The sequence below is a fragment of the Streptomyces violaceusniger Tu 4113 genome, assembly GCF_000147815.2.
In the GTDB taxonomy this organism is placed as follows: domain Bacteria; phylum Actinomycetota; class Actinomycetes; order Streptomycetales; family Streptomycetaceae; genus Streptomyces; species Streptomyces violaceusniger_A.
This window is the reverse complement of record NC_015957.1, coordinates 9,166,680-9,192,327: the sequence shown is the minus strand read 5'-3', so window position 1 is coordinate 9,192,327 and position 25,648 is coordinate 9,166,680. Positions and strand designations below refer to the sequence as shown.

The 25,648-nt window shown below is 74.0% G+C and carries 1 protein-coding gene; it reads left to right on the top strand.

What is annotated here, in order from left to right; genetic code table 11:
* Window positions 1–7 precede the first annotated feature (7 nt).
* Complete coding sequence (locus tag STRVI_RS53845; protein WP_014060789.1) at window positions 8–25,624, top strand: type I polyketide synthase; 25,617 nt, start codon at window positions 8–10, stop codon at window positions 25,622–25,624.
* Window positions 25,625–25,648 lie beyond the last annotated feature (24 nt).

Genomic DNA, 25,648 nt, shown 5'->3' with positions numbered 1-25,648 from the left:
GTACACGATGACAACCCCCAACGAAAAGCTCGTTGACGCGCTGCGGGCCTCGCTGAAGGAAACCGAGCGGCTGCGGAAGCAGAACCAGCAGCTCACCGACGCGTCCCGGGAACCGATCGCGATCGTCGGCATGAGCTGCCGGTTCCCCGGCGGCGTCGGCAGCCCCGAGGAGCTGTGGCGGCTCGTCGCGGACGGCCAGGACGCCATCTCCGGCTTCCCCACCGACCGCGGCTGGGACATCGAGGCGCTGTACGACCCGGACCCGGAGCGCGAGGGCACGTTCTACGCCCGCGGGGGCGGCTTCCTGTACGACGCGAGCCGGTTCGACCCGGGCTTCTTCGGGATCTCGCCGCGTGAAGCGCTCGCGATGGACCCGCAGCAGCGGCTGCTGCTGGAGACCTCCTGGGAGGCGTTCGAGCGGGCCGGGATCGACCCGGACACGATGCGGGGCTCGCGCACCGGCGTGTTCGTCGGCGCGTCCACGCAGGCGTACGGGGCGGGGGAGTACGACCTCCCGGAGGGTGTCGAGGGCCATCTGCTCACCGGCACCGCCTCCAGCGTCGCGTCCGGTCGGCTCTCGTACGCCTTCGGCCTGGAGGGTCCGGCGGCCACCATCGACACCGCCTGCTCGTCCTCCTCGGTCGCGCTGCACCTGGCGGTCCAGGCGCTGCGCCAGAGCGAGTGCTCGCTGGCCCTTGCGGCGGGCGCGACCGTGCTGTCCTCCCCGGATGTGTTCGTGGAGTTCAGCCGTCAGCGCGGCCTCTCCGCCGACGGCCGCTGCAAGTCCTTCGCGGCCTCGGCGGACGGCACCGGCTGGTCCGAGGGTGTCGCGGTGCTGCTGGTCGAGCGGCTGTCGGACGCGCGGCGCAACGGCCACCCGGTGCTCGCGGTGGTGCGCGGCAGCGCCGTGAACCAGGACGGCGCGTCCAACGGCCTGACCGCGCCGAACGGCCCCTCACAGCGGCGCGTCATCCGGCAGGCCCTGGAGAACGCCCGTCTCACCCCCGCCGACGTGGACGCGGTGGAGGCCCATGGCACGGGCACCACGCTGGGCGACCCCATCGAGGCACAGGCCCTCCTGTCCACCTACGGCAAGGAGCGGCCGGACGGACGGCCGCTCTGGCTCGGCTCGCTGAAGTCGAACCTCGGTCACACCCAGAACGTCGCCGGTATCGGCGGCGTCATCAAGATGGTCATGGCGATGCGGCACGGGGTGCTGCCGCAGACGCTGCACGTGGACGAGCCCACCCCGCATGTCGACTGGTCGGCGGGAGAGGTGTCCCTGCTGACCGAGGCGCGGCCGTGGCCCGAGACCGGCCGGCCGCGCCGGGCGGGCGTCTCGTCCTTCGGGGTGAGCGGGACCAACGTCCACACCGTCATCGAGCAGGCGCCGGAGGCCGAAGCGGCGGAGGCTGCTTCGGCTCCTGTGACGGCTCCGGCTGTGGTGCCGTGGGTGCTGTCGGGGCGGGGTGCGGGCGCGCTGCGGGACCAGGCCGAGCGGCTGGTGGCGCATGTGGAGGCGCGTGGCGAGCTGCGTCCGGTGGATGTGGGGTTCTCGCTGGCGACCGGGCGGTCCGCCTTTGAACACCGTGCGGTGGTGGTGGCCGAGGACCGGGACGGGCTGCTGGCCTGTTTGGGTGCGTTGGTCGAGGGTCGTGGTGCGCCGGGTGTGGTCGAGGGCTCGGTGGCCGGTGGCAAGGTGGCGTTCCTGTTCACGGGGCAGGGCAGCCAGCGGCTGGGGCTGGGGCGTGAGCTCTGCCAGGCGTATCCGGTGTTCGCCGAGGCGCTGGACGCGGTGTGTGCGGAGCTGGACGGGCATCTGGAGCGGCCGCTGCGGGATGTGTTGTTCGGGGACGACGCTGCGGCGCTGGACCAGACGGGGGTCACTCAGCCCGCTTTGTTCGCGGTCGAGGTGGCGCTGTTCCGTCTCGTTGAGGCGTGGGGTCTGAAGCCGGACTTCCTGTCGGGTCACTCGATTGGTGAGTTGGCTGCGGCGCATGTGGCGGGTGTGTTGTCGCTGGCGGATGCGGCGAAGCTGGTGGCGGCTCGTGGGCGGTTGATGCAGGAGCTTCCGGCCGGTGGCGCGATGGTCGCGGTGCAGGCGTCGGAGGACGAGGTGACGCCGCTGCTCACCGAGCGGGTGTCGATTGCCGCACTCAACGGCCCGACGTCGGTGGTCATCGCTGGTGACGAGGACGCGGCGCTGGAGATTGCCGCCTCGTTCGAGGCGCAGGGTCGCAAGACCAAGCGGCTCACGGTCAGCCACGCGTTCCACTCGCCGCGTATGGACGGCATGGTGGACGCGTTCCGCGAGGTCGCGCAGGGGCTGACGTACGAGGCCCCGCGCATCCCGATCGTCTCCAACCTCACCGGGAACGTGGTCTCCCCCGAGGAGATCACGAGCCCCGACTTCTGGGTCCGCCACGTCCGCGAGGCCGTCCGCTTCCTCGATGGCATACGGACGCTCGAGGCGCAGAACGTCTCCACCTTCGTCGAGCTGGGCCCCGACGGTGTTCTCACCGCCATGGCCCAGGACTGCGCGACCGGCGAGGACGCCGCGTTCATCTCCGCGCTGCGCAAGGACCGCCCCGAGGCCGAGGCGCTGACCACGGCCATCGCCCGGGCCCACGTCCGTGGTGTGGCGCCGGACTGGGCCGCGTACTTCGCCGGGACCGGCGCGGTTCGGGTCGACCTGCCGACGTACGCCTTCCAGCATGAGCGGTTCTGGCTGGAGCCGGGTGCGGCATCCGTCGGTGATGTGGCCTCCGTGGGACTGGAGTTGGCCGGGCATCCGCTGCTGGGTGCGGCGGTGCCGCTGGCGGAGTCCGATGGACTCGTCTTCACGGGACGACTTGGCCTCGACACCCATCCGTGGCTGGCCGATCACACGGTCCGGGATGCGGTGGTGGTCCCGGGCCCGGCGTTCGTGGAGCTTGCCGTCCGGGCCGGTGACCAGGTCGGTTGCGATCTGCTCGACGAGCTGACCCTGCACGCCCCGCTGGTGCTGCCCGCACGCGGTGGCGTCCGGCTGCAGCTCACGGTCGGTGTCCCGGACGACGCCGGGCGTCGTTCGTTCACCGTCTCCTCCCGTCCGGAGGACGCCGCCGCCGACACGGCGTGGGTGCGGAACGCGAGCGGTGTGCTCGCCTCCGGCGCCCCCGGCCCGTCGTTCGACCTGGCCGAGTGGCCGCCGACCGCCGCCGAGGCCATCGAGCCCGAGGGGCTCTACGCCCGGCTGGCCGAGGCCGGGCTGCGGCACGGCCCGGGGTTCCAGGGGCTCACGGCCGCCTGGCGGCGCGGGGACGAACTCTTCGCCGAGGTCCGGCTGGACGACGACGTCAAGCCCGGCGCCGGAGAGTTCGCCGTACACCCGGCGCTGCTGGACGCCGCCCTGCACGCTCTCCACGGCCGCGAGGGTGCCCAACTGACCGATGTCTGGCAGGGCGTCCGCCTGTACGCGGAGGGCGCGTCCGCGCTGCGCGTACGGATCGCGCCCGCCGGAGCCGACACCGTGACCCTGGCGCTCGCCGACGCCACGGGCGAGCCGGTCGCCGCCATCGACGGACTGCGCTGCCGTCCACTCCCCGACGACCTCACCGGCGACGCGGACGTGGCGCGGCAGAGCCTGTTCCGGCTCGACTGGGTGGCCCCGCAGACCACCTCCGCCGGTCCGGATGCCGCCACCCGCCGTGTCGTCCTGGGCGAGGACCCGTTCGGTCTCGTCCCGGCCGCGGTGGCCGCCGCCTCCGTCGCCGAGCTGGCCGCGCTGGGTGCGTCCGTCGAGGTGGGCGACACCGCCGCCCCGGAACTCGTCCTCGCGTCCTTCGCTCCCGCACCCAGCGGCCCGGACGAGGACGTGGCCGGGGCCGCGCACCGGGAGGCACGGCGTGCGCTGGCCCTGGTGCAGGGCTGGCTGGCCGATGAGCGGTTCGCCGACGCGCGCCTGGTGGTCGTCACCCGGGGCGCGATGGCCGCCGACGCCGAGGAGGGCGTCACCGATCTGGTGCACGCGCCCCTGTGGGGTCTGGTGCGCTCCGCCGAGACCGAGAACCCCGGCCGCTTCGTCCTGGTCGACCTCGAAGAGACCGTCGACACCTCCGTCGACGCGCTCTCCGACGCCCTCGCCACCGGGGAGCCGGAGCTCGCCCTGCGCGCGGGCCGGGCCCTCGCGCCCCGGCTGGCCCGCGCCTCGGCGCCGGCCCCGGGCTCCGGTTCGGCCCCGGGCTCGGCCCTGACTCCGGGCTCCGGTTCGGCCCCGGGCTCGGCCCAGGCCCGGGACGACGGCTCCGTGGCCGCCGCCCCGGCGTTCGACGCCGACGGCACCGTGCTCATCACCGGCGGCACCGGCGCCCTGGGCCGTCTGCTCGCCCGCCACCTGGTCGCCGAGCACGGCGTACGCCACCTCCTGCTGACCAGCCGCCGTGGCGCGGACGCCGACGGCGCCACCGAGCTGGCCGCCGAACTCCGCGAGCACGGCGCCGAGATCACCCTCGCCGCCTGCGACGCCGCGGACCGCGACGCCCTCGCCGCGACCCTGGCCGCCATCCCGGCCGAGCATCCGCTGACGGCCGTCGTGCACACCGCCGGTGTGCTGGACGACGGCACGGCCGCCGCCCTGACGCCCGAGCAGCTCGAGCGGGTGCTGCGTCCGAAGGTGGACGCGGCCTGGAATCTGCACGAGCTGACCCGCGGTCTCGACCTGTCCGCGTTCGTGCTGTTCTCCGCCATCGCGGGCACGCTGGGCGGTGCGGGCCAGGCCAACTACGCCGCGGCCAACGTCTTCCTCGACGCGCTCGCCGCCCACCGCCACGCGACGGGCCTGCCCGCCACCTCGCTGGTGTGGGGCCTGTGGGCCCAGTCCGGCGGTATCACCGGCGAGCTGACCGAGACCGATCTGCTGCGGCTCGCCCGCAGCGGCATGGGCGCCCTCACCGACGACGAGGGCATGGCGCTCTTCGACGCCGCCCGCCGCACCGGCCGGACCCTGCTGATCCCGGCCCGGCTCGACCTCGCGGCGCTGCGTTCCGCCGCCGGATCCGGCCCGGTCCCGGCGCTGCTGCGCGGGCTGATCCGCACGACCGGCCGGCGCACCGCCGCGGGCGCGCCCGCCGCCGGTTCGTCCCTCGCCCAGCGGCTGCGCACGCTCTCCCCGAACGAGCGCCGCCGGACGCTGCTCGACCTCGTCCGCGGCCATGTGGCCACGGCCCTCGGCCACGCCTCCGCCGACGCCATCGAGGCCCGCCGCGCCTTCAAGGAGCTGGGCTTCGACTCGCTCACCGCCGTCGAACTGCGCAACCGGCTCTCCGCCGCCACCGGGCTCAAGCTGCCCTCCACGATCGTCTTCGACCACCCGAACCCCACCGTCCTCGCCGACCATCTGCGCGCCGAACTCCTCGGCCCGGACGACCACGAGGCCGCGGCCGAGCAGGCGGACCCGGCGTTCCCCGCGACCGCCGCCTCCCTCGCCGACGACCCGATCGCCATCGTCGCGATGGGCTGCCGCTACCCCGGCGACGTCCGCTCGCCCGAGGACCTGTGGCAGCTCGTGGCCACCGGCTCGGACGCCATCACCGGCTTCCCCGTCAACCGCAACTGGGAGAGCCAGTGGGCGGCGGAAGGCGACGAGGCCGACGCGGCCCCGTCCGACTACGCCCGCGCCGGTGGCTTCCTGCACGACGCGGACCTCTTCGACGCCTCGTTCTTCGGCATCTCGCCGCGTGAGGCGCTCGCGATGGACCCGCAGCAGCGGCTGCTGCTGGAGACGTCCTGGGAGGTGTTCGAGCGCGCCGGGATCGACCCGGACTCGCTCCGTGGCCGCTCGGTCGGCGTGTTCGTGGGCGCGGCCTACAGCGGCTACGACGCGGGCCTGGAGCAGGCCGGCGCGGAGGTCGCGGGCCATGTGATGACGGGCAACGCGGGCAGCGTCATGTCCGGCCGTATCGCCTACGCCCTCGGTCTGGAGGGCCCGGCGGTCACCGTCGACACGGCCTGCTCGTCGTCGCTGGTGGCGCTGCACTGGGCGATCCAGGCGCTGCGCCAGGGCGAGTGCACGATGGCGCTCGCGGGCGGTGTCACCGTGATGACGACGCCCGGCCACTTCACCGAGTTCGGCCGCCAGGGCGGCCTGGCCGCCGACGGCCGCTGCAAGGCGTTCGCGGCGGGTGCGGACGGCACCGGCTGGGGCGAGGGCGTCGGCATGCTGCTCGTGGAGCGGCTGTCGGACGCGCGGCGCCACGGCCACCAGGTGCTGGCCGTCGTGCGCGGCTCGGCCGTCAACCAGGATGGTGCGAGCAATGGACTGACGGCGCCGAACGGCCCGTCCCAGCAGCGCGTCATCCGCAAGGCGCTGACCAGCGCCGGGCTGACCAGCGGCGATGTGGATGTCGTCGAGGCGCACGGCACGGGTACGACGCTGGGCGATCCGATCGAGGCGCAGGCGCTGCTGGCCACCTACGGTCAGGAGCGGGACGCGGACCGGCCGTTGTGGCTCGGCTCCATCAAGTCCAACATCGGCCACTCCCAGGCGGCGGCCGGTGTCGCCGGAATCATCAAGATGGTGATGGCGATGCGGCACGGTGTGCTGCCGCAGACGCTGCATGTGGACGAGCCGTCGCCGCACGTCGACTGGACGGCCGGTGATATCGCGCTGCTGACGCGGGCGCAGGAGTGGCCCGAGACCGGCCGGGCGCGCCGCGCCGCCGTGTCCTCGTTCGGTATCAGCGGCACCAACGCCCACACCATCATCGAGCAGGCCCCGGCCGACACGGCCGAACCGGTGGCGGAGGCCGCGCCGGGCGGCTCCGATGTGCTGCCGTACGCGCTCTCCGCCAAGGGCAGCGACGCCCTGCGGGCCCAGGCCGAGCGGCTCTACGCCCATCTGACCGCGCACCCCGACCTCGCACCGGCCGACGTCGCCCACACCCTGGTCACCGGCCGCGCCGCGCTCGACCACCGCGCGGTGCTGGTCGCGGACGGTCGGGACGACCTGCTGCGCGGCCTCGACGCGCTGGCGCGGGGCGAGTCCGCGCCGGGGCTGGTCGAGGGGGCGGTCGCCGAGGGTGAGCTGGCGTTCCTGTTCACGGGGCAGGGGAGTCAGCGGCTGGGGATGGGGCGTGAGCTGTACGACGCCTATCCGGTGTTCGCGGAGGCGCTGGACGCGGTGTGCGCGGAGCTGGACGCGTATCTGGAACGGCCGTTGAAGACGGTGGTGTTCGGCGAGGACGCCGAGGCGCTGGATCAGACCGGCTTCACTCAGCCCGCTTTGTTCGCGGTCGAGGTGGCGTTGTTCCGGCTGGTCGAGGCGTGCGGACTGCGGCCCGGCTATCTGTCGGGACACTCGATCGGTGAGTTGGCCGCCGCGCATGTGGCGGGTGTGTTGTCGCTCGCGGATGCGGCGAAGCTGGTGGCGGCGCGTGGCCGTCTGATGCAGGAGCTGCCCGCTGGCGGCGCGATGATCGCTGTCCAGGCGTCGGAGGACGAGGTCACGCCGCTGCTGACCGAGCGGGTGTCGATCGCCGCGCTCAACGGGCCCACTTCGGTCGTCATCGCGGGTGATGAGGACGAGGCTGTCGCGATTGCGGCGGGCTTCGAGGCGCAGGGTCGTAAGACCAAGCGGCTCACGGTCAGCCACGCCTTCCATTCGCCGCGCATGGACGGGATGTTGGACGCGTTCCGCGAGGTTGCGGAGGGGCTGACGTACGAGGCCCCGCGTATCCCGATCGTCTCCAACCTCACCGGCGCGGTCGCCTCCGCCGAGGAGATCACCAGCGCCGACTTCTGGGTGCGCCACGTCCGCGAGGCCGTTCGCTTCCTCGATGGTGTGCGGACGTTGGAAGCCCGGGGCGTGACGACCTTCGTCGAGCTGGGCCCCGATGGCGTCCTCACCGCGATGGCGCAGGAGTGCGTCACCGGTGGCAATGCCGCGTTCGTCTCCGCGCTGCGCAAGGACCGGCCCGAGGCCGAGGCGCTGACCAAGGCCGTGGCCCGCGCGTATGTGCGGGGCGTGGCGCCGGACTGGGCCGCGTACTTCGCCGGGACCGGCGCCCACCGCGTCGACCTGCCGACGTACGCCTTCCAGCACCGTCGCTACTGGCCCGAGGAGCCGGTGGCGAGCCGGGCAGCCGCCGGTGTCGACGGCTGGCGCTACCAGGTGGCGTGGAAGCCGCTGTCGCTGGGCTCCGCGGCCCGGCTGTCCGGGGTGTGGCTGGTCGCCGCCCCCGCCGAGGACGCCGCCGCCGACGCGTGGACGGACGGTGTTGTCCGTACGCTGACCGAGCGGGGCGCCGAGGTGCGGCGGCTCGACCTGGCCGCCGAGGACCGCGCGGGCATCGCCGAGCGGCTGCGTACGGCGGCCGACGGTGGCGCCGTGTCCGGTGTGCTCTCGCTGCTGGCCACCGGGGACGCCGACGCCCTGCTGCCCACGGCCGCCCTCGTGCAGGCCATGGGCGACGCCGCGATCGACGCGCCGCTGTGGTGTGCCACCCGGGGCGCGGTCTCGACGGGGCGTCAGGGCGAGCTGGTGGAACCGGCCCGCGCCCAGGTGTGGGGTCTTGGCCGGGTGGCGGCCCTGGAGCTGCCCGACCGCTGGGGCGGTCTGATCGACCTCCCCGAGACCCTGACCGACCGGGTGCTGTCGCGGCTCGCGGTGGTGCTCGCCGGGGCCGGGGACGAGGACCAGATCGCCGTCCGCGCCTCCGGGGTGTTCGGCCGCCGGCTGGCGCGGGCGACCGCACGGCAGGTGGCGGAGGCCGAGGGCTGGAGCGCTCGCGGCACGGTGCTGGTGACGGGCGGTACGGGCGCGCTGGGCGGCCAGGTGGCCCGTTGGCTGATCGACAAGGGCGCCGAGCACGTGGTGCTCACGAGCCGCCGGGGCCTCGACGCCCCGGGCGCGGCCGAGCTGCGCGATGAACTCGCCGCCTCCGGCGCCCGGATCACGGTCGCCGCCTGCGATGTGGCCGACCGGGAGGCGCTGGCCGGGCTGCTGGCCGACCTCCCCGCCGAGCTGCCGTTGACGGCCGTGGTGCACGCGGCCGGGGTGCTGGACGACGGCATTCTGGAGTCGCTGACCCCCGAGCGCTTCGCCTCCGTGCTGCGTGCGAAGGCCGACGCCGCGCTCGCTCTGGACGAGCTGACGCGCGATCTTGACCTGTCCGCGTTCGTGCTGTTCTCCTCGACCAGCGGCACCGTGGGCGCCGCGGGCCAGGCCAACTACGCCGCCGCGAACGCCTTCCTGGACGCGCTCGCCCAGCGGCGGCGCGCCGAGGGGCTGCCCGCCACCTCGATCGCCTGGGGCCCGTGGGCCGCGGGCGGCATGGCCGCCGACGAGGCGCTGGAGCAGCGCATGCGCCGCGCCGGGATGCCGCCGATGGACGCCGATCTCGCGATCGACGCCCTGCAGCGCGCCCTCGACCTGGGCGACGCGGCCGTGACCGTGGCGGATGTCGACTGGGACCGGTTCGCCCCGGGCTTCACCGCGGGCCGCCCCAGCCCCCTGCTGGCCGACCTGCCCGAGGTGCGCCAGGCCGCCACGCGCGCCGCCGCCGCCACCGCGACCGGCGAGACCGCGCCGGTCGAGACGGCCTCCGCGCTCGCGCGACGGCTCCTCGGCCTGCCCGAGGCGGAGCGCCACCGGGCGCTGCTGGATCTCGTACGGACCCATGTGGCGGAGGTCCTCGGCCACGCCGATGTGTCCGACATCAGCGCCGAACGGGCCTTCCGTGAGATCGGCTTCGACTCCCTCACCGCCGTCGAACTGCGCAACGGCCTGGGCGCCGCCACCGATCTGCGGCTCCCCGCCACCCTCATCTACGACTACCCGACGCCGCTCGCCCTCGCCGACCACCTCTTCGCCGAACTGCTCGGCGGACAGGTGGCGGCCGTCACGGGCGGCGCGTCGCCGGTGGCGGGCGCGGCGGACGCCGACGATCCGATCGCGATCGTCGCGATGAGCTGCCGCTTCCCGGGCGGTGTCCGCACCCCCGAGGAGCTGTGGCAACTGCTGGTGTCCGGCACGGACGCCATCGTGGACATGCCCGCCGACCGCGGCTGGGACCTCCGGACGCTCTACAACCCGGACCCGGACGTCGAGGGCACCTCATACGCCCGCGAGGGCGGATTCCTGCGCGACGCGGCCGACTTCGACCCCGCGTTCTTCGGCATCTCGCCCCGCGAGGCACTTGCCATGGACCCGCAGCAGCGGCTGCTGCTGGAAACCTCCTGGGAGGCGTTCGAGCGGGCCGGGATCGACCCCGCTTCCCTGCGCGGCTCCACCGCCGGTGTCTTCGTCGGCACCAACGGCCAGGACTATCTGTCCCTCCTGCTGAGCGACTCGCAGGGCCTCGAAGGCCATATGGGCACGGGCAACGCGGCCAGCGTGATCTCGGGCCGGCTCGCCTACACCTTCGGTCTCGAAGGCCCCGCGGTCACCATCGACACCGCCTGCTCCTCCTCGCTGGTCGCCCTCCACTCGGCGATCCAGGCGCTGCGCGGCGGTGAGTGCTCGATCGCGCTCGCGGGCGGTGTGACCGTAATGTCGACGCCCGGTGTGTTCGTGGACTTCAGCCGTCAGCGCGGGCTCGCGGAGGACGGCCGGATCAAGGCGTTCGCGGCCGGTGCGGACGGCACCGGCTGGGGCGAGGGCGTCGGCATGCTGCTCGTGGAGCGGCTGTCGGATGCCCGGCGTAACGGCCACCCGGTGCTCGCGCTCGTGCGCGGCACGGCCGTCAACCAGGACGGTGCGTCGAACGGTCTGACGGCGCCGAACGGCCCGTCACAGCAGCGGGTGATCCGGCAGGCGCTGGCGGGTGCGGGTCTTTCGGCGTCCGAGGTGGACGCGGTCGAGGCACACGGCACGGGCACCCGGCTGGGCGACCCGATCGAGGCACAGGCGCTGCTCGCCACGTACGGCCAGGACCGGACGGAAGGGCAGCCACTGCTGCTCGGCTCCATCAAGTCCAACATCGGGCACACGCAGGCCGCGGCCGGTGTCGCCGGTGTGATGAAGATGGTCCTCGCCATGCGGCACGGGGTGCTCCCGCGCACACTGCACGTGGACGAGCCCACCCCGCATGTCGACTGGTCGGCGGGCGACATCAGCCTGCTGACGGAGCAGGTGGCATGGCCGGAGACCGGCCATCCGCGCCGCGCGGGCATCTCCTCCTTCGGCTTCAGCGGCACCAATGCCCACGCCGTGGTGGAAGAGGCCCCGGCGGCTGAGGTTGTTGAGACCGTTGAGTCCGCTGATGAGGGCGGGGCGGCCCTGCCGCTGCTGCTCTCGGCCCGGACGGCGGACGGGCTGCGCGAGCAGGCCCAGCAGCTCCACGGCCACCTGACCGAGCGGACCGAGCTGCGGACGGCTGACCTCGGCTATGCGCTCGCCGTGGGCCGCTCGGCGTTCGAGGAGCGCGCGGCGCTGGTCGCCGAGGACCGGGACGGGCTGCTGTCCGGCCTGGCGGCGCTCGCCGAGGGGCGGACGGCGGCGGGGCTCGTTCAGGGTTCGGTGGCCGGTGGCCGGGTGGCGTTCCTGTTCACGGGGCAGGGCAGCCAGCGGCTCGGCATGGGCCGTGAGCTGTACGACGCCTACCCGGCCTTCGCGGAGGCGCTGGACGCGGTCTGCGATGAGCTGGACGCGCATCTGGAACGGCCGTTGAAGACGGTGCTGTTCGGGGAGGACGCGGACGCGCTGGATCAGACGGGGTTCACTCAGCCTGCGTTGTTCGCGGTTGAGGTGGCGTTGTTCCGGTTGGTGGAGGCGTGGGGTCTGCGTGCGGACTTCGTGTCGGGGCATTCGATTGGTGAGTTGGCTGCCGCGCATGTGGCGGGTGTGTTGTCGCTGGCGGATGTGTCGAAGCTGGTGGCGGCGCGTGGGCGGTTGATGCAGGAGCTTCCGGCCGGTGGCGCGATGATCGCGGTGCAGGCTTCGGAGGACGAGGTCGCACCGCTGCTGACCGAGCGGGTGTCGATCGCCGCGCTCAACGGGCCGACGTCGGTCGTGATCGCCGGTGATGAGGATGCGGCGCTGGAGATCGCGGCCGGTTTCGAGGCGCAGGGTCGGAAGACCAAGCGGCTCACGGTCAGCCACGCGTTCCATTCCCCGCGTATGGACGGGATGCTGGAGGCGTTCCGCGAGGTGGCGGAGGGGCTGACGTACGAGGCCCCGCGCATCCCGATCGTCTCCAACCTGACCGGGAACGTGGTCTCCGCGGAGGAGATCACGACCGCCGACTTCTGGGTGCGCCACGTCCGCGAGGCCGTCCGCTTCCTGGACGGCATCCGCACTCTCGAAGCGCGCAACGTCACCACCTTCATCGAGCTGGGCCCCGACGGTGTCCTGACCGCGATGGCGCAGGAGTGTGTGACCGACGCCGCGTCGGACACCGCGTTCGTCTCCGTGCTGCGCAAGGACCGTCCCGAGGCCGAGGCGCTGACCACGGCCATCGCCCGGGCGCACGTGCGCGGTGTGGCGGTGGACTGGGCGGCCTTCTACGCCGGGACCGGCGCCACCCGACTGGCGCCGGACGAGCTGGCCGAGCTGCCCACGTATGCCTTCCAGCGGCAGCGCTACTGGCCGAAGGTCTCGTCGCTGTTCCTCGGCGATGTGGCCGCGGTCGGGCTGGGCGAGGCCGGGCATCCGCTGCTCGGCGCCAGTGCCGAACTGCCCAGCGCGGACGGGATGTTGTTCACCGGGCGGCTGGCGCTGTCCACGCACCCGTGGCTCGCCGATCACACGATCATGGACACCGTGCTGCTGCCGGGCACCGCGTTCGTGGAGCTGGCGGTCCGGGCCGGTGACCAGGTCGGCTGCGAGGTGCTGGAGGAGCTGACCCTCGAAGCGCCGCTGGTGCTGGCCGAGGACGGGGGCGTCCAGCTACGGCTGTGGGTCGGCGCGGCCGATGACACCGGCCGCCGCCCGCTGGAGCTGCACTCCCGGGCCGAGCATCTGCCGGCCGAGGAGCCGTGGACCCGGCATGCGTCCGGTGTCCTGGCGTCCGGCGATGCGCCGGAGGCGTCGTTCGAGCTGACCGCATGGCCTCCGGCGGACGCCGCCGAGGTGGAGGTCGGCGACCGTTACGCCGAGCTGCGGGACGTCGGCTTCGCGTACGGCCCCGCGTTCCAGGGGCTGCGCAAGGCATGGCGGCGCGGCGGCGAGGTGTTCGCCGAGGTGGCGCTGGACGAGGGCACGGCCGAGGAGGCCGCCGCGTTCGGGCTGCACCCGGCGCTGCTGGACGCCGCGCTGCACGCGCTCGGCCTGGCCGGGCTCGGCGGCACCGAGACCGAGGGGCGGCTGCCGTTCGCCTGGACCGGGGTGTCGCTGTACGCGAGCGGCGCGGCCACGCTGCGGGTGCGGATGGCCGCCGTGGGCGGCGACGGCGTCCGGCTGGAGATCGCGGACGCCACGGGCGCCCCGGTCGCGGCCGTGGACTCGCTGGTGCTGCGCCCGGTCTCGGCCGAGCAGTTGCAGAGCGCGCGGACGGCCTACCACGAGTCGCTGTACCGCGTGGAGTGGACGACGGCCGGGCTGGTGGACGCAGCCACGATCGACGGCCGCTGGGCGGCACTGGGCACGGACACCCTGGGCCTCGCCGCATACCCGGACCTGGCCGCGCTGAGCGAGGCCGTCGATTCCGGAACGGCGCTGCCGGAGTACGTCGTGGTCGACCTGGCAAATCAAGCCCATGTAGACGCGGCACTTGAAGGCCGAGGTGCGGCAAATCAAGCCCGTCCGGCGATTGAGGACACGCCCGAAGGGCGTCCGGGCGCGGCAGACCCAGCTCGTCCGGCGTTTGAGGACCGGGGTCCAGGGGCGGAGCCCATGGTTGCGGGAAGGGGCGGGATAGGGGAAACCCCCACCCGAGCCGCACACCACGCCACCACCCAAGCCCTCCACCTCCTCCAGTCCTGGCTGGCGGATGACCGCTTCATGGACTCACGTCTGGTCCTGCTGACCTCAGGGACCGTGGCCACCGAGGCCGCCGAACCGGTGACGGACCTCGCGGGCGCCGCCGTACGCGGTCTGGTGCGTTCCGCGCAGTCCGAGAACCCGGACAGGCTCCTCCTGATCGACGTCGACAGCCCCGACGACTCGCAGACCGCGCTGCCCGCACTGTCCGCAGCCCTCGCAAGCGGCGAGCCCGAGGTCGCGGTGCGCCAGGGCGTCCTCAAGACGCCACGCCTGGCCCGCGCCGCGTCGTCGGCCGACAGCGAGGCCCCGGAGTGGAACCCGGACGGCATGGTGCTGGTCACCGGTGCGTCCGGCTCGCTGGGCGGCCTGTTCGCCCGCCACCTGGTGGCAGAGCGTGGCGTGCGGCATCTGCTGCTGGTGAGCCGCCGTGGCGACCAGGCGCCGGGAGCGGCCGAACTCGGCGCCGAACTGGCCGAGTTGGGCGCGAGCGTGCGCTGGGCGGCGTGTGATGTGGCGGACCGGGACGCGCTCGCCGCGACCCTCGCCGCCATCCCCGCCGACCATCCGCTCACGGCCGTCGTGCATACCGCCGGTGTGCTGGACGACGGTGTGATCGGCTCGCTGACACCCGAGCGCGTCGAAAACGTCATGCGCCCGAAGGCGGACGCCGCCTGGAACCTGCACGAGCTGACCCGAGACCAGGACCTCTCGGCGTTCGTGCTCTTCTCCTCCGCCGCCGGCGTCTTCGGCGGCCCCGGCCAGGGCAACTACGCGGCGGCCAACGTCTTCCTGGACGCCCTTGCCCAGCACCGCGCCGCCCAGGGCCTGCCGGCCACCTCGCTGGCGTGGGGCCTGTGGGCCGGTGGCGGTATGGGCGACACCCTGGACGAGGCCGACCTCACCCGGATGCGGCGGGCCGGAGTGCCCCCGCTGCCGGTGGCGGAGGGGCTGCGGCTCTTCGACGCCGCGCTGACCGTCGACGAGGCGTCGCTGGTGCCGATGCGGCTGGACCTCGCGGCGCTGCGCAACCAGCCCGCGATCTCGCCGCTGCTGCGCGGTCTGGTGCGGGTCCCGGCGCGGCGCGCGGTGGACGCGGTCGCGGCGGGCGGCGAGACCGGTCTGGCCGGGCGGCTCGCCGGGCTGAGCACGGCGGAGCAGGAGCGGCTGCTGCTGGACCTGGTCCGGGCGCAGGTGGCGACCGTACTCGGCTACGCGGGTGCGGAGACCATCGGCTCCGGGCGGGCGTTCAAGGACCTGGGCTTCGACTCGCTCACGGCCGTGGAGCTGCGCAATCAGCTCAACTCCGTTACCGGGCTACGGCTGCCCGCGACCCTCATCTTCGACTATCCGGACCCGCAGGTCCTGGCCCGCCATCTGCGGACCGAGCTGGTGGGCGAGGAGCAGGCGGAGGTGCACACGCCGGTGCCGGTCACGGCCGCCACCGACGACGACCCGATCGTCATCGTCGGGATGAGCTGCCGTTACCCGGGCGGGGTCACCACCCCCGAGGAGTTGTGGCAGCTCGTCACGGGTGCCACCGACGCCATCTCCCCGTTCCCCGCCGACCGTGGCTGGGACCTCGACGCGCTCTACAGCGACGACCCCGACCAGGTGGGCACCAGCTACACCCGCGAGGGCGGCTTCCTGCACGACGCCGCCGACTTCGACCCGGACTTCTTCGGGATCAACCCGCGCGAGGCCATGGCGATGGATCCGCAGCAGCGGTTGCTGCTGGAGACGTCGTGGGAGGCGTTCGAGCGCGCGGGCATCGACCCGGCGGCCGTACGCGGCAGCAAGACCGGTGTCTTCGCGGGCGTCATGTACCACGACTATCTGACCCGGCTGACCGCCGTCCCCGAGGGACTCGAGGGCTACCTCGGCACGGGCGGCGCGGGGTCCATCGCCTCGGGCCGGGTGGCGTACACCTTCGGGCTCGAGGGCCCGGCGGTCACCATCGACACGGCGTGCTCGTCGTCGCTGGTGGCACTGCACCTGGCCGCGCAGGCGCTGCGCAACGGCGAGTGCTCGCTGGCGCTGGCCGGTGGTGTGACCGTCATGGCCACCCCGGACACGTTCATCGACTTCAGCCGCCAGCAGGGCCTGTCCACCGACGGCCGCTGCAAGTCCTTCGCGGCGTCGGCGGACGGCACCGGCTGGGGCGAGGGCGCGGGCATGCTGCTCGTCGAGCGGCTCTCGGACGCGCGGCGCAACGGACACCGCGTCCTGGCGATCGTGCGGGGCTCGGCCATCAACCAGGACGGTGCTTCCAACGGTCTGACGGCGCCCAACGGCCCGTCCCAGCAGCGCGTCATCCGCGACGCGCTGACCAGCGCCCGGCTCACCACCGCCGATGTCGATGTGGTGGAGGCGCACGGCACGGGCACGACGCTGGGCGACCCGATCGAGGCCCAGGCCCTGCTCGCCACCTACGGCCGCAGCCGGCCGGAGGGGCAGCCCCTGTGGCTCGGCTCGCTGAAGTCCAACATCGGCCACACCCAGGCCGCCGCGGGTGTCGCGGGCATCATCAAGATGATCATGGCGATGCGGCACGGCGTGCTCCCGCAGACGCTGCACATCGACGAGCCCACCCCGCATGTGGACTGGTCGGCGGGCGACCTCGAGCTGCTGACCGAGGCCCGGCCGTGGCCGGAGCTCGGCCGGCCGCGCCGGGCGGGCATCTCGTCGTTCGGCGTGAGCGGTACCAACGCGCACACGATCATCGAGCAGCCCCCGGCCCCCGAGGAGATCCCCGCGACCGGTCCGGTGGCGGAGCTGCCGACGGTGCCGTGGGTGCTCTCGGGCAAGTCCGAGGCCGCCCTCCGCGGCCAGGCCGAACGGCTCCTCGCCCACCTCGGCACCCACCCCGACCTGGACGCCACGGACGTCGGTCACGCCCTGGCGACGGGCCGGGCGGCGCTGGAGCGGCGCGCGGTCGTCGTCGGCGAGGACCGGGACGGGCTGCTGTCCGGCCTGGAGGCGCTGGCGCGCGGCGAGTCGGCCGCGGGGCTGGTCCAGGGGACGGTGGCCGAGGGCGGCAAGGTGGCGTTCCTGTTCACGGGGCAGGGGAGCCAGCGGCTGAGGATGGGGCGTGAGCTGTACGACGCCTATCCGGTGTTCGCGGAGGCGCTGGACGCGGTGTGCGCGGAGCTGGACGCGCACCTTGAGCGTCCTTTGAAGGACGTGCTGTTCGGGGCCGATGCGGAGGCGCTGGACCGGACGGGGTTCACTCAGCCCGCGTTGTTCGCGGTTGAGGTGGCGTTGTTCCGGCTGGTGGAGGCGTGGGGGCTGCGGCCCGACTTCCTCTCCGGGCATTCGATCGGTGAGCTGGCCGCCGCGCATGTGGCGGGGGTGCTCTCGCTCGCCGACGCGGCGAAGCTGGTGGCCGCGCGTGGCCGTTTGATGCAGGAGCTTCCGGCCGGTGGCGCGATGATCGCCGTCCAGGCGTCGGAGGAGGAGGTGCTGCCGCTGCTGACCGAGCGGGCCGGCATCGCCGCCCTCAATGGGCCCACTTCCGTGGTCATCGCGGGCGACGAGGACGCGGCCCTGGAGATCGCGGCGTCGTTCGAGGCGCAGGGCCGGAAGACCAGGCGCCTCACGGTCAGTCACGCGTTCCACTCGCCGCGTATGGACGGGATGCTGGAGGCGTTCCGTGAGGTTGTGGAGGGGCTGACCTACGAGGCCCCCCGCATCCCGATCGTCTCCAACCTCACCGGTGGCGTCGTCTCCGCCGAGGAGATCGCGACCGCCGGCTTCTGGGTGCGCCACGTCCGCGAAGCGGTCCGTTTCCTCAATGGCGTCCGGACGCTGGAAGCCCAGGGCGTCACCACCTACGTCGAGTTGGGCCCCGACGGTGTCCTCACCGCCATGGCCCAGGAGTGCGTCACCGGCGATGCCGCCGCCTTCGTCTCGGCGCTCCGTAAGGGACGTACCGAGCCGGGGGCGCTGACGGCGGCCCTCGCCGCGCTGCACACCCGGGGGCTCGCCCTGGACTGGTCGGCGTTCTTCGCCGGTACGGGAGCCCGCGCCATCGAGCTGCCGACCTACGCCTTCCAGCGGCAGCGCTTCTGGGTGGAGGACCCGGAGGAGGTCCGCGAGGCCGTCGCGGCCATGGATTCCGTGGACGCGCGGTTCTGGGAGGCCGTCGAGCGCGAGGACCTGGAGGCCCTGGCCGGGACGCTGCAGTCCGAGGACGCCGACGCGCTCTCCTCGCTGGGCGCCGTTCTGCCGATGCTGTCCTCGTGGCGCCGCCGCCAGGGCGAGCGGTCCACCGTGGACGCCTGGCGCTACCAGGTGACCTGGAAGCCGGTGGCCGCCCGTGCCGAGGGGGCGCTGACCGGCCGCTGGCTGGTCGTCACCACCGCTGACGAGGCGGACGGCACGCTGGCCGAGGGTGTCGTACGGACGCTGTCCGCACGCGGCGCCGAGGTTCAGCGGGTCGAGCTGGCCGCCACGGACCGTACGGGCATGGCCGAGCGGCTGCGTGAGGCGGTCGCCGACGCTCCGCCGGCCGGGGTGTTCGCACTCCCGGCCCTCGCCGAAGGCACCGAAAGCACCGAAAGCACCGAGGGCGCCGACGGGCTGGTCCGCACGGCCGCCCTGGCGCAGGCGCTGGGCGATCTGGGCGTGGACGCGCCGCTGTGGGTCGCCACGCGCGGCGCGGTCTCGACCGGCCGGGCGGACGGGCCGGTGGACCCGTGGCAGGCCCGGGTCTGGGGCCTGGGCCGGGTCGCGGCCCTGGAACTGGCCGAGCGGTGGGGCGGTCTCGTCGATCTGCCGGAGACGGTGGACGACCGGGCGCTGTCGCGGCTGGCGGGCGTGCTGGCCGGTGGCGCGGGCGAGGACCAGGTGGCGGTGCGCGCCTCCGGCGTCTTCGGCCGCCGGCTGACCCGGTCCGCCACCACCGAGCGTGGCCGCGACTGGCGGCCGGGCGCGGGCTCGGTCCTGGTGACCGGCGGTACGGGCGCGCTGGGCGCGCAGGTGGCCCGCTGGCTGATCGACAAGGGCGCCGAACACGTGGTGCTCACCAGTCGCCGGGGCCTCGACGCCCCCGGTGCGGCCGAGCTGCGGGACGAACTCGCCGCCTCGGGCGCCCGGGTCACCGTCGCGGCCTGCGACGCCGCCGACCGCGAGGCGATGGCCGCCCTGGTGGCGGGGCTTCCGGCCGAACTGCCGCTGACGGCGGTGGTGCACGCGGCCGGGGTGCTGGACGACGGCGTTCTGGAGTCGCTGACCCCCGAGCGCTTCGCCTCCGTCCTGCGCGCCAAGGCCGACGCCGCGGCCAACCTGCACGAGCTGACACGGGACCTGGACCTGACGGCCTTCATCCTGTTCTCCTCGTTCGCGGGCTCGATCGGCGCCGCCGGTCAGGCCAACTACGCGGCCGCGAACGCCTTCCTGGACGCGCTCGCCGAGCGCCGCCGGGCCGAGGGCCTGCCCGCCACCTCGGTGGCCTGGGGCCCGTGGGCCGAGGGCGGGATGGCCGCGGACGACGCGCTGGCGCAGCGCATGCGCCGCGCCGGTGTGCCGCCGATGGCGGCGGACCTGGCCATCGCCGCGCTGCAGCGCGCGCTGGATCTGGACGAGGCCGCGGTGACGGTCGCGGACATCGACTGGGAGCGGCTGGCCCCCGGTTTCACCGCCTCCCGGCCGAGCCCGCTGCTGCTGGAGCTGCCCGAGGTGCGTACCGCGCTGGAGGCCGAGGGCGGGCGGACGGCCCGTGCGGCCGGTGGCGGCGCGGACGAGTCCTCGCCGGCCCAGTGGCTCGCGGGGGTCCCGGCGGCCGAGCGCGAGCGGATGCTGCTGGACCTGGTGCGCTCGGCCGTGGCCGATGTGCTGGGCCACTCCGACGCGGAGGCGGTGGAGGCGGACCGGGCGTTCCGGGATCTGGGCTTCGACTCGCTGACGGCCGTCGAACTGCGCAACCGCATGAACACCGTGACCGGGCTGCGGCTGCCGCCCACGCTGGTGTACGACTACCCGTCGTCCTCGGCGCTCGCCGCCCACCTCCGTACGGAGATCCTGGGCGAGGAGAGCGCGGCCGAGACGGTCGCGGGTGTGCCGTCCACGACGGTGGCCGTAGCCGACGATCCGATCGCGATCGTCGGCATGAGCTGCCGCTTCCCGGGCGGCGTGCGCTCGCCGGAGGAGCTGTGGCGGCTGCTGGTCTCCGGGCAGGACGCGGTGACGGGCTTCCCGGCCGACCGTGGCTGGGACCTGGAGGCGCTGTACGACCCGGACTCCGCCACCGAGAACACCAGCTATGTCCGCGAGGGCGGATTCCTGGCGGACGCCGGGGACTTCGACGCCTCGTTCTTCGGCATCTCGCCGCGTGAGGCCCTCGCGATGGATCCGCAGCAGCGGTTGCTGCTGGAGACGTCGTGGGAGGCGTTCGAGCGGGCCGGGATCGACCCGACGACGCTGCGCGGCCGGCAGGTCGGCGTGTTCGCGGGCACCAACGGCCAGGACTACATGTCGCTCGTCCTCCACTCGCCGGACGGCGGCGATGGCTTCATGGGGACGGGTAACGCGGCCAGTGTGATGTCGGGTCGGGTGTCGTATGCGCTGGGTCTTGAGGGCCCGGCGGTGACGGTGGATACGGCCTGTTCGTCGTCGTTGGTGGCGTTGCACTGGGCGATTCAGGCGTTGCGGGCGGGTGAGTGCGCGTTGGCGTTGGCCGGTGGTGTGACGGTGATGTCGACGCCGGGTTCGTTCGTGGACTTCAGTCGTCAGCGTGGGCTGGCGGAGGACGGGCGGATCAAGGCGTTCGCGGCCGGTGCGGATGGCACCGGTTGGGGCGAGGGCGTGGGCATGCTGCTCGTGGAGCGGCTGTCGGACGCCCAGCGCCATGGCCATGAGGTGCTGGCGGTCGTCCGCGGCTCCGCGATCAACCAGGACGGTGCGTCCAACGGTCTGACGGCGCCGAATGGTCCCTCGCAGCAGCGGGTGATCCGGCAGGCGCTGGCCGGTGCGGGTCTGTCCGCCTCCGAGGTGGACGCGGTCGAGGCGCACGGCACCGGTACGACGCTGGGCGACCCGATCGAGGCGCAGGCGCTGCTGGCCACCTACGGGCAGGAGCGGGACCCCGAGCGGCCCCTGCTGCTCGGCTCCATCAAGTCCAACATCGGGCATACGCAGGCCGCGGCCGGTGTCGCCGGAGTGATGAAGATGGTGCTGGCGCTGCGGCACGGTGTGCTGCCGCCGACCCTGCACGTGGACGAGCCGACGCCGCATGTCGACTGGTCCGGCGGGGAGCTGGAGCTGCTGACCGAGGCGCGGGAGTGGCCGGAGACCGGCCGTCCGCGCCGGGCGGCGGTCTCCGCGTTCGGCATCAGCGGCACCAACGCGCACACCCTGCTGGAGCAGGCCCCGCAGCCTGCGGAGACCCCCGTCGTCGCTCCGGCGGTGGAGCTGCCGACGGTGCCGTGGGTGCTGTCGGCCAAGTCCCCGGCCGCCGTACGCGGCCAGGCCGAACGGCTCCTGGCCCACCTCCGCGGCGAGACCGCACCGGCCGCCACCGATGTGGCCTACTCGCTCGCCACGACCCGCGCCGCCCTGGACCACCGGGCCGTGCTCACCGCGGACAGCGGGGACGGGCTGTCGGCCGGTCTCGCGGCGCTGGCGCGGGGCGAGTCCGAGGTGCCGGGCCTGGTCGAGGGCTCGGTGGCCGGTGGCAAGGTGGCGTTCCTGTTCACCGGGCAGGGCAGCCAGCGGCTCGGCATGGGCCGTGAGCTGTATGACACCTTCCCGGTGTTCGCGGACGCGCTGGACGAGGTGTGCGCCCACCTGGACGCGCATCTGGAGCGGCCGCTGCGGGATGTGCTGTTCGGCGACGACGCCACCGCACTGGACCGGACCGGGTTCACCCAGCCCGCGCTGTTCGCCATCGAGGTGGCGCTGTTCCGGCTGGTGGAGACCTGGGGTCTGAAGGCGGACTTCCTGTCGGGCCATTCGATTGGTGAGCTGGCCGCCGCGCATGTGGCGGGCGTGTTCTCGCTCGCGGACGCGGCGAAGCTGGTGGCCGCCCGCGGACGGTTGATGCAGGAGCTTCCGGCCGGTGGCGTGATGATCGCAGTCCAGGCGTCCGAGGACGAGGTGGCGCCGCTGCTGACCGAGCGGGTGTCGATCGCCGCGCTCAACGGGCCGACGTCGGTCGTGGTCGCGGGTGATGAGGACGCGGCTCTGGAGATCGCCGCGGCGTTCGAGGCGCAGGGCCGTAAGACCAAGCGCCTCACCGTCAGCCACGCGTTCCACTCGCCGCGTATGGACGGCATGGTGGAGGCGTTCCGCGACATCGCGCAGGGGCTGACCTACGAGGCCCCGCGCATCCCCGTCGTGTCCAACCTGACGGGCGAGCTGGTCTCCGCCGAGGAGATCACCAGCCCCGACTTCTGGGTGCGCCACGTCCGGGAGGCCGTGCGCTTCCTCGATGGTGTCCGCACCCTCGAAGCCCGGGGCGTGACCACCTTCGTGGAGCTGGGCCCCGACGGTGTCCTCACCGCCATGGCGCAGGACTGCCTGGCCGAGCCCGACGCGGCCGAGCTGCTGCCCGCGCTGCGCAAGGGCAGGCCGGAGGCCGAGGCGCTGACCGGCGCGCTGGCCGGGCTGTACGTCCGTGGCCTGGCCCCGGACTGGGAGGCGTTCTTCGCCGGTACGGGCGCGCGGAAGGTCGCGCTGCCGACGTACGCCTTCCAGCGCAGCCGCTACTGGGTCGAGGCCCTGCTGAGCCTGGACGAGGTCGCCTCGGCGGGGCTCGGCTCGGCGGATCACCCGCTGCTGGGCGCGGCGGTGGAACTGCCCGACGCGGACGCCTATGTGTTCTCCGGGCGGCTGTCGCTCGCCTCGCACACGTGGCTGGCGGACCACACGGTCGCGGACACGGCCGTGCTGCCGGGCTCCGCGTTCGTGGAGCTGGCGGTGCGGGCCGGGGACCATGTGGGCTGTGCGCTGCTGGAGGAGCTGACCCTGGACGAGCCGCTGATCCTGCCGGAGCGCGGCGGGGTGCGGCTGCGGGTGTCGGTCGGCGAGCCGGACACCGACGGGCGTCGCCCGCTGGGCGTGTACGCGCGGGACGAGCGCGCGGAGGCCGACCGGCCGTGGACCCGGCACGCCGCCGGTGTGCTCGCCTCGGGCGAGGCCCTGGCGGGCGCTGCCCCGGCGGGTGAGGCCCTGGCGGGTGGCGGTGCCGAGGCGCTGTCCGTGTGGCCGCCCGCCGACGCGGAAGCGGTCGACACCGACGAGCTGTACGCGAGCATGGCGCGCGCCGGGCTGCTGCACGGTCCCGCGTTCCAGGGCCTGCGCCGCGTCTGGCGGCGTGGCGAGGAGTTGTTCGCCGAGGTCCGGGTCGCGGCGGAGCGGCAGCCCGAGGCCGCCCGCTTCGCCCTGCACCCGGCCCTGCTGGACGGTGCGCTGCAGCCGCTCGCGCTGGGCGCGGGCGGTGCCGCGGTGGCGCGCTCCTGGCGCGGGGTGAGCCTGTACGCGGTCGGCGCCGAGGCGCTGCGCGTACGGCTGGCGCTGACCGAGGACGGCGCGGTGTCGATGGTGGCGGCCGATGAGACGGGTGCGCTCGTCGCGTCGGTCGACGCGCTGGAGACCGGGGCGCTGGAGGTGGACCGGATCGCCGGTGCGACCGCCTCCGACCGCCATGAGTCGCTGTTCCGCATCGACTGGGCACCGGTGGCGGCACCCTCGAAGGAGCCCTCAACGGCGTCCTCGCAGACCGCGTCGGCGGGCTTCGCCGTCATCGGCGGCGATGAGCTCAAGCTGAGCGTGGCCTTGGAGACGGCCGGGTTCCGCGCCACGGTCCACGACGACCTCGTCTCGCTGAACGCGGCGGTCGAGGCGGGCGAGGCCGCGCCGGACACCGTGCTGGTGCCGTTCCCGCCGGAGCCGGGCGCCGAGGGCGGCCTCGCCGCCGGTGCGCACACGGCCACCCACCGCGTCCTGGGCCTGCTCCAGGAGTGGCTGAACGGCGGCCGGCCCGGCTCGGCCCGGCTGGTGGTGGTCACGCGTGGCGCGGTCGCGGCCGCCGCTGACCCGGCGGTGTCGGACCTGGTGCACGCGCCGGTGTGGGGTCTGCTGCGCTCGGCGCAGACGGAGAACCCGGGCCAGTTCGTGCTGCTGGACGTGGACGGCGAGGTGTCCTACCCGGCGCTCGCGGCGGCGCTGGACTCGGGCGAGCCCGAGCTGGCGCTGCGCGCCGGGGCGGCGTACGCGCCGCGCCTGGCCAGGGTCGAGACGCCCCAGGCAGCCGAGACGTCGGGGAAGAAGGCCATCGACCCGACCGGCACGGCCACCGACCCGACCCGCACGGCCACCGGGCCCACCGGCAAGGCCATCGACCCGGACGGCACGGTGCTGATCACCGGCGCCACCGGCGGTCTGGGCAGGCTGTTCGCCCGCCATCTGGCCACCGCCTACGGCGTCCGCCATCTGCTGCTGACCAGCCGCAGCGGCCCCGCCGCCGACGGTATGGCCGAACTGGTCGCGGAACTTGGCGAGTTGGGCGCAGAGGCCACCGTCGCCGCATGCGACGCGGCCGACCGGGAGGCGCTGGCCGGGCTGCTGGCCACGATTCCGGCCGACCGTCCGCTGACGGCCGTGGTACACACCGCGGGCGTCCTCGACGACGGTGTCATCGACATGCTGACGCCCGAGCGGGTGGACACGGCGCTGCGGCCCAAGGTCGACGCGGCGGTCAACCTGCACGAGCTGACCCGCGAGCTGGACCTGTCCGCCTTCGTGCTCTTCTCGGCCGCGGCCGGCACGCTGGGCGGCGCGGGTCAGGGTGGCTACGCGGCGGCGAACGTCTTCCTGGACGCCCTCGCCGGCCACCGCCGCGCCACCGGCCGTACCGCACTGTCCCTGGTGTGGGGCATGTGGGCCGAGGAGCGGGGCATGGGCGGCCGGCTCGGCGAGGCCGACCAGCAGCGGGCGGCGCGCGGCGGGGTGCTGCCGCTGTCCGCCGAGGAGGGGCTCGCCCTGTTCGACGCGGCCCACGCCGTGGCCGACGAGGCGGTACTCGTGCCCGTACGGCTGGAGATGGCGACGCTGCGCGCCGCCGCCGCCACCGGGGAGCTGCTGCCGCTCTACCGCGGCCTGGTGCGCACGCCCGTGCGCCGCGCCGCGACCGGCGGCCCCGCCGCCCCGGAGGCGGTGGCGGACACCGGGGACGGCACGCTGGCTCAGCGGCTGGCCGGACAGTCGGAGGCCCAGCAGCAGTTGACCGCGCTGGACCTGGTCCGCCGTCAGGTGGCGGCCGTGCTGGGCTACGCCTCGAAGGACCAGGTGGGCGCCGAGCAGGCGTTCAAGGAGCTGGGCTTCGACTCGCTGACGGCCGTGGAACTGCGGAACCGGCTGAACGCGGCCACCGGGCTGCGGCTGACGGCCACGCTGGTCTACGACTACCCGACACCGGTGGCGCTCGCGCGGCATCTGCGTCAGGAAGTGGCGCCGGAGGCCGACGGCCCCGGAGTGTCCGTACTGGAGGAACTGGAGCGGCTGGAGAACAGCCTGTCCTCGCTGACGCCGGAGGATCTGGCATCGGTGACGGAGGACGAGGCCGCGCATGCGAACATCGCGGTGCGCCTCCAGACGCTGCTCGCGAAGTGGAACGACGTGCGTCGCACCGCGGACGACGCCGGGGCGGACGCCGAGGCGGACGCGTTCGAAGAGGTCAGTGACGACGACCTCTTCGACTTCATCGACAAGAGGTTCGGCAACGGCTGAAGCGCGGCAGCACACCCATCCGAA

What these genes read in the sequence shown, in the direction of transcription:
- STRVI_RS53845 (WP_014060789.1), top strand. Translation starts at nt 8, where the DNA reads ATGACAACCCCCAACGAAAAGCTCGTTGACGCGCTGCGGGCCTCGCTG.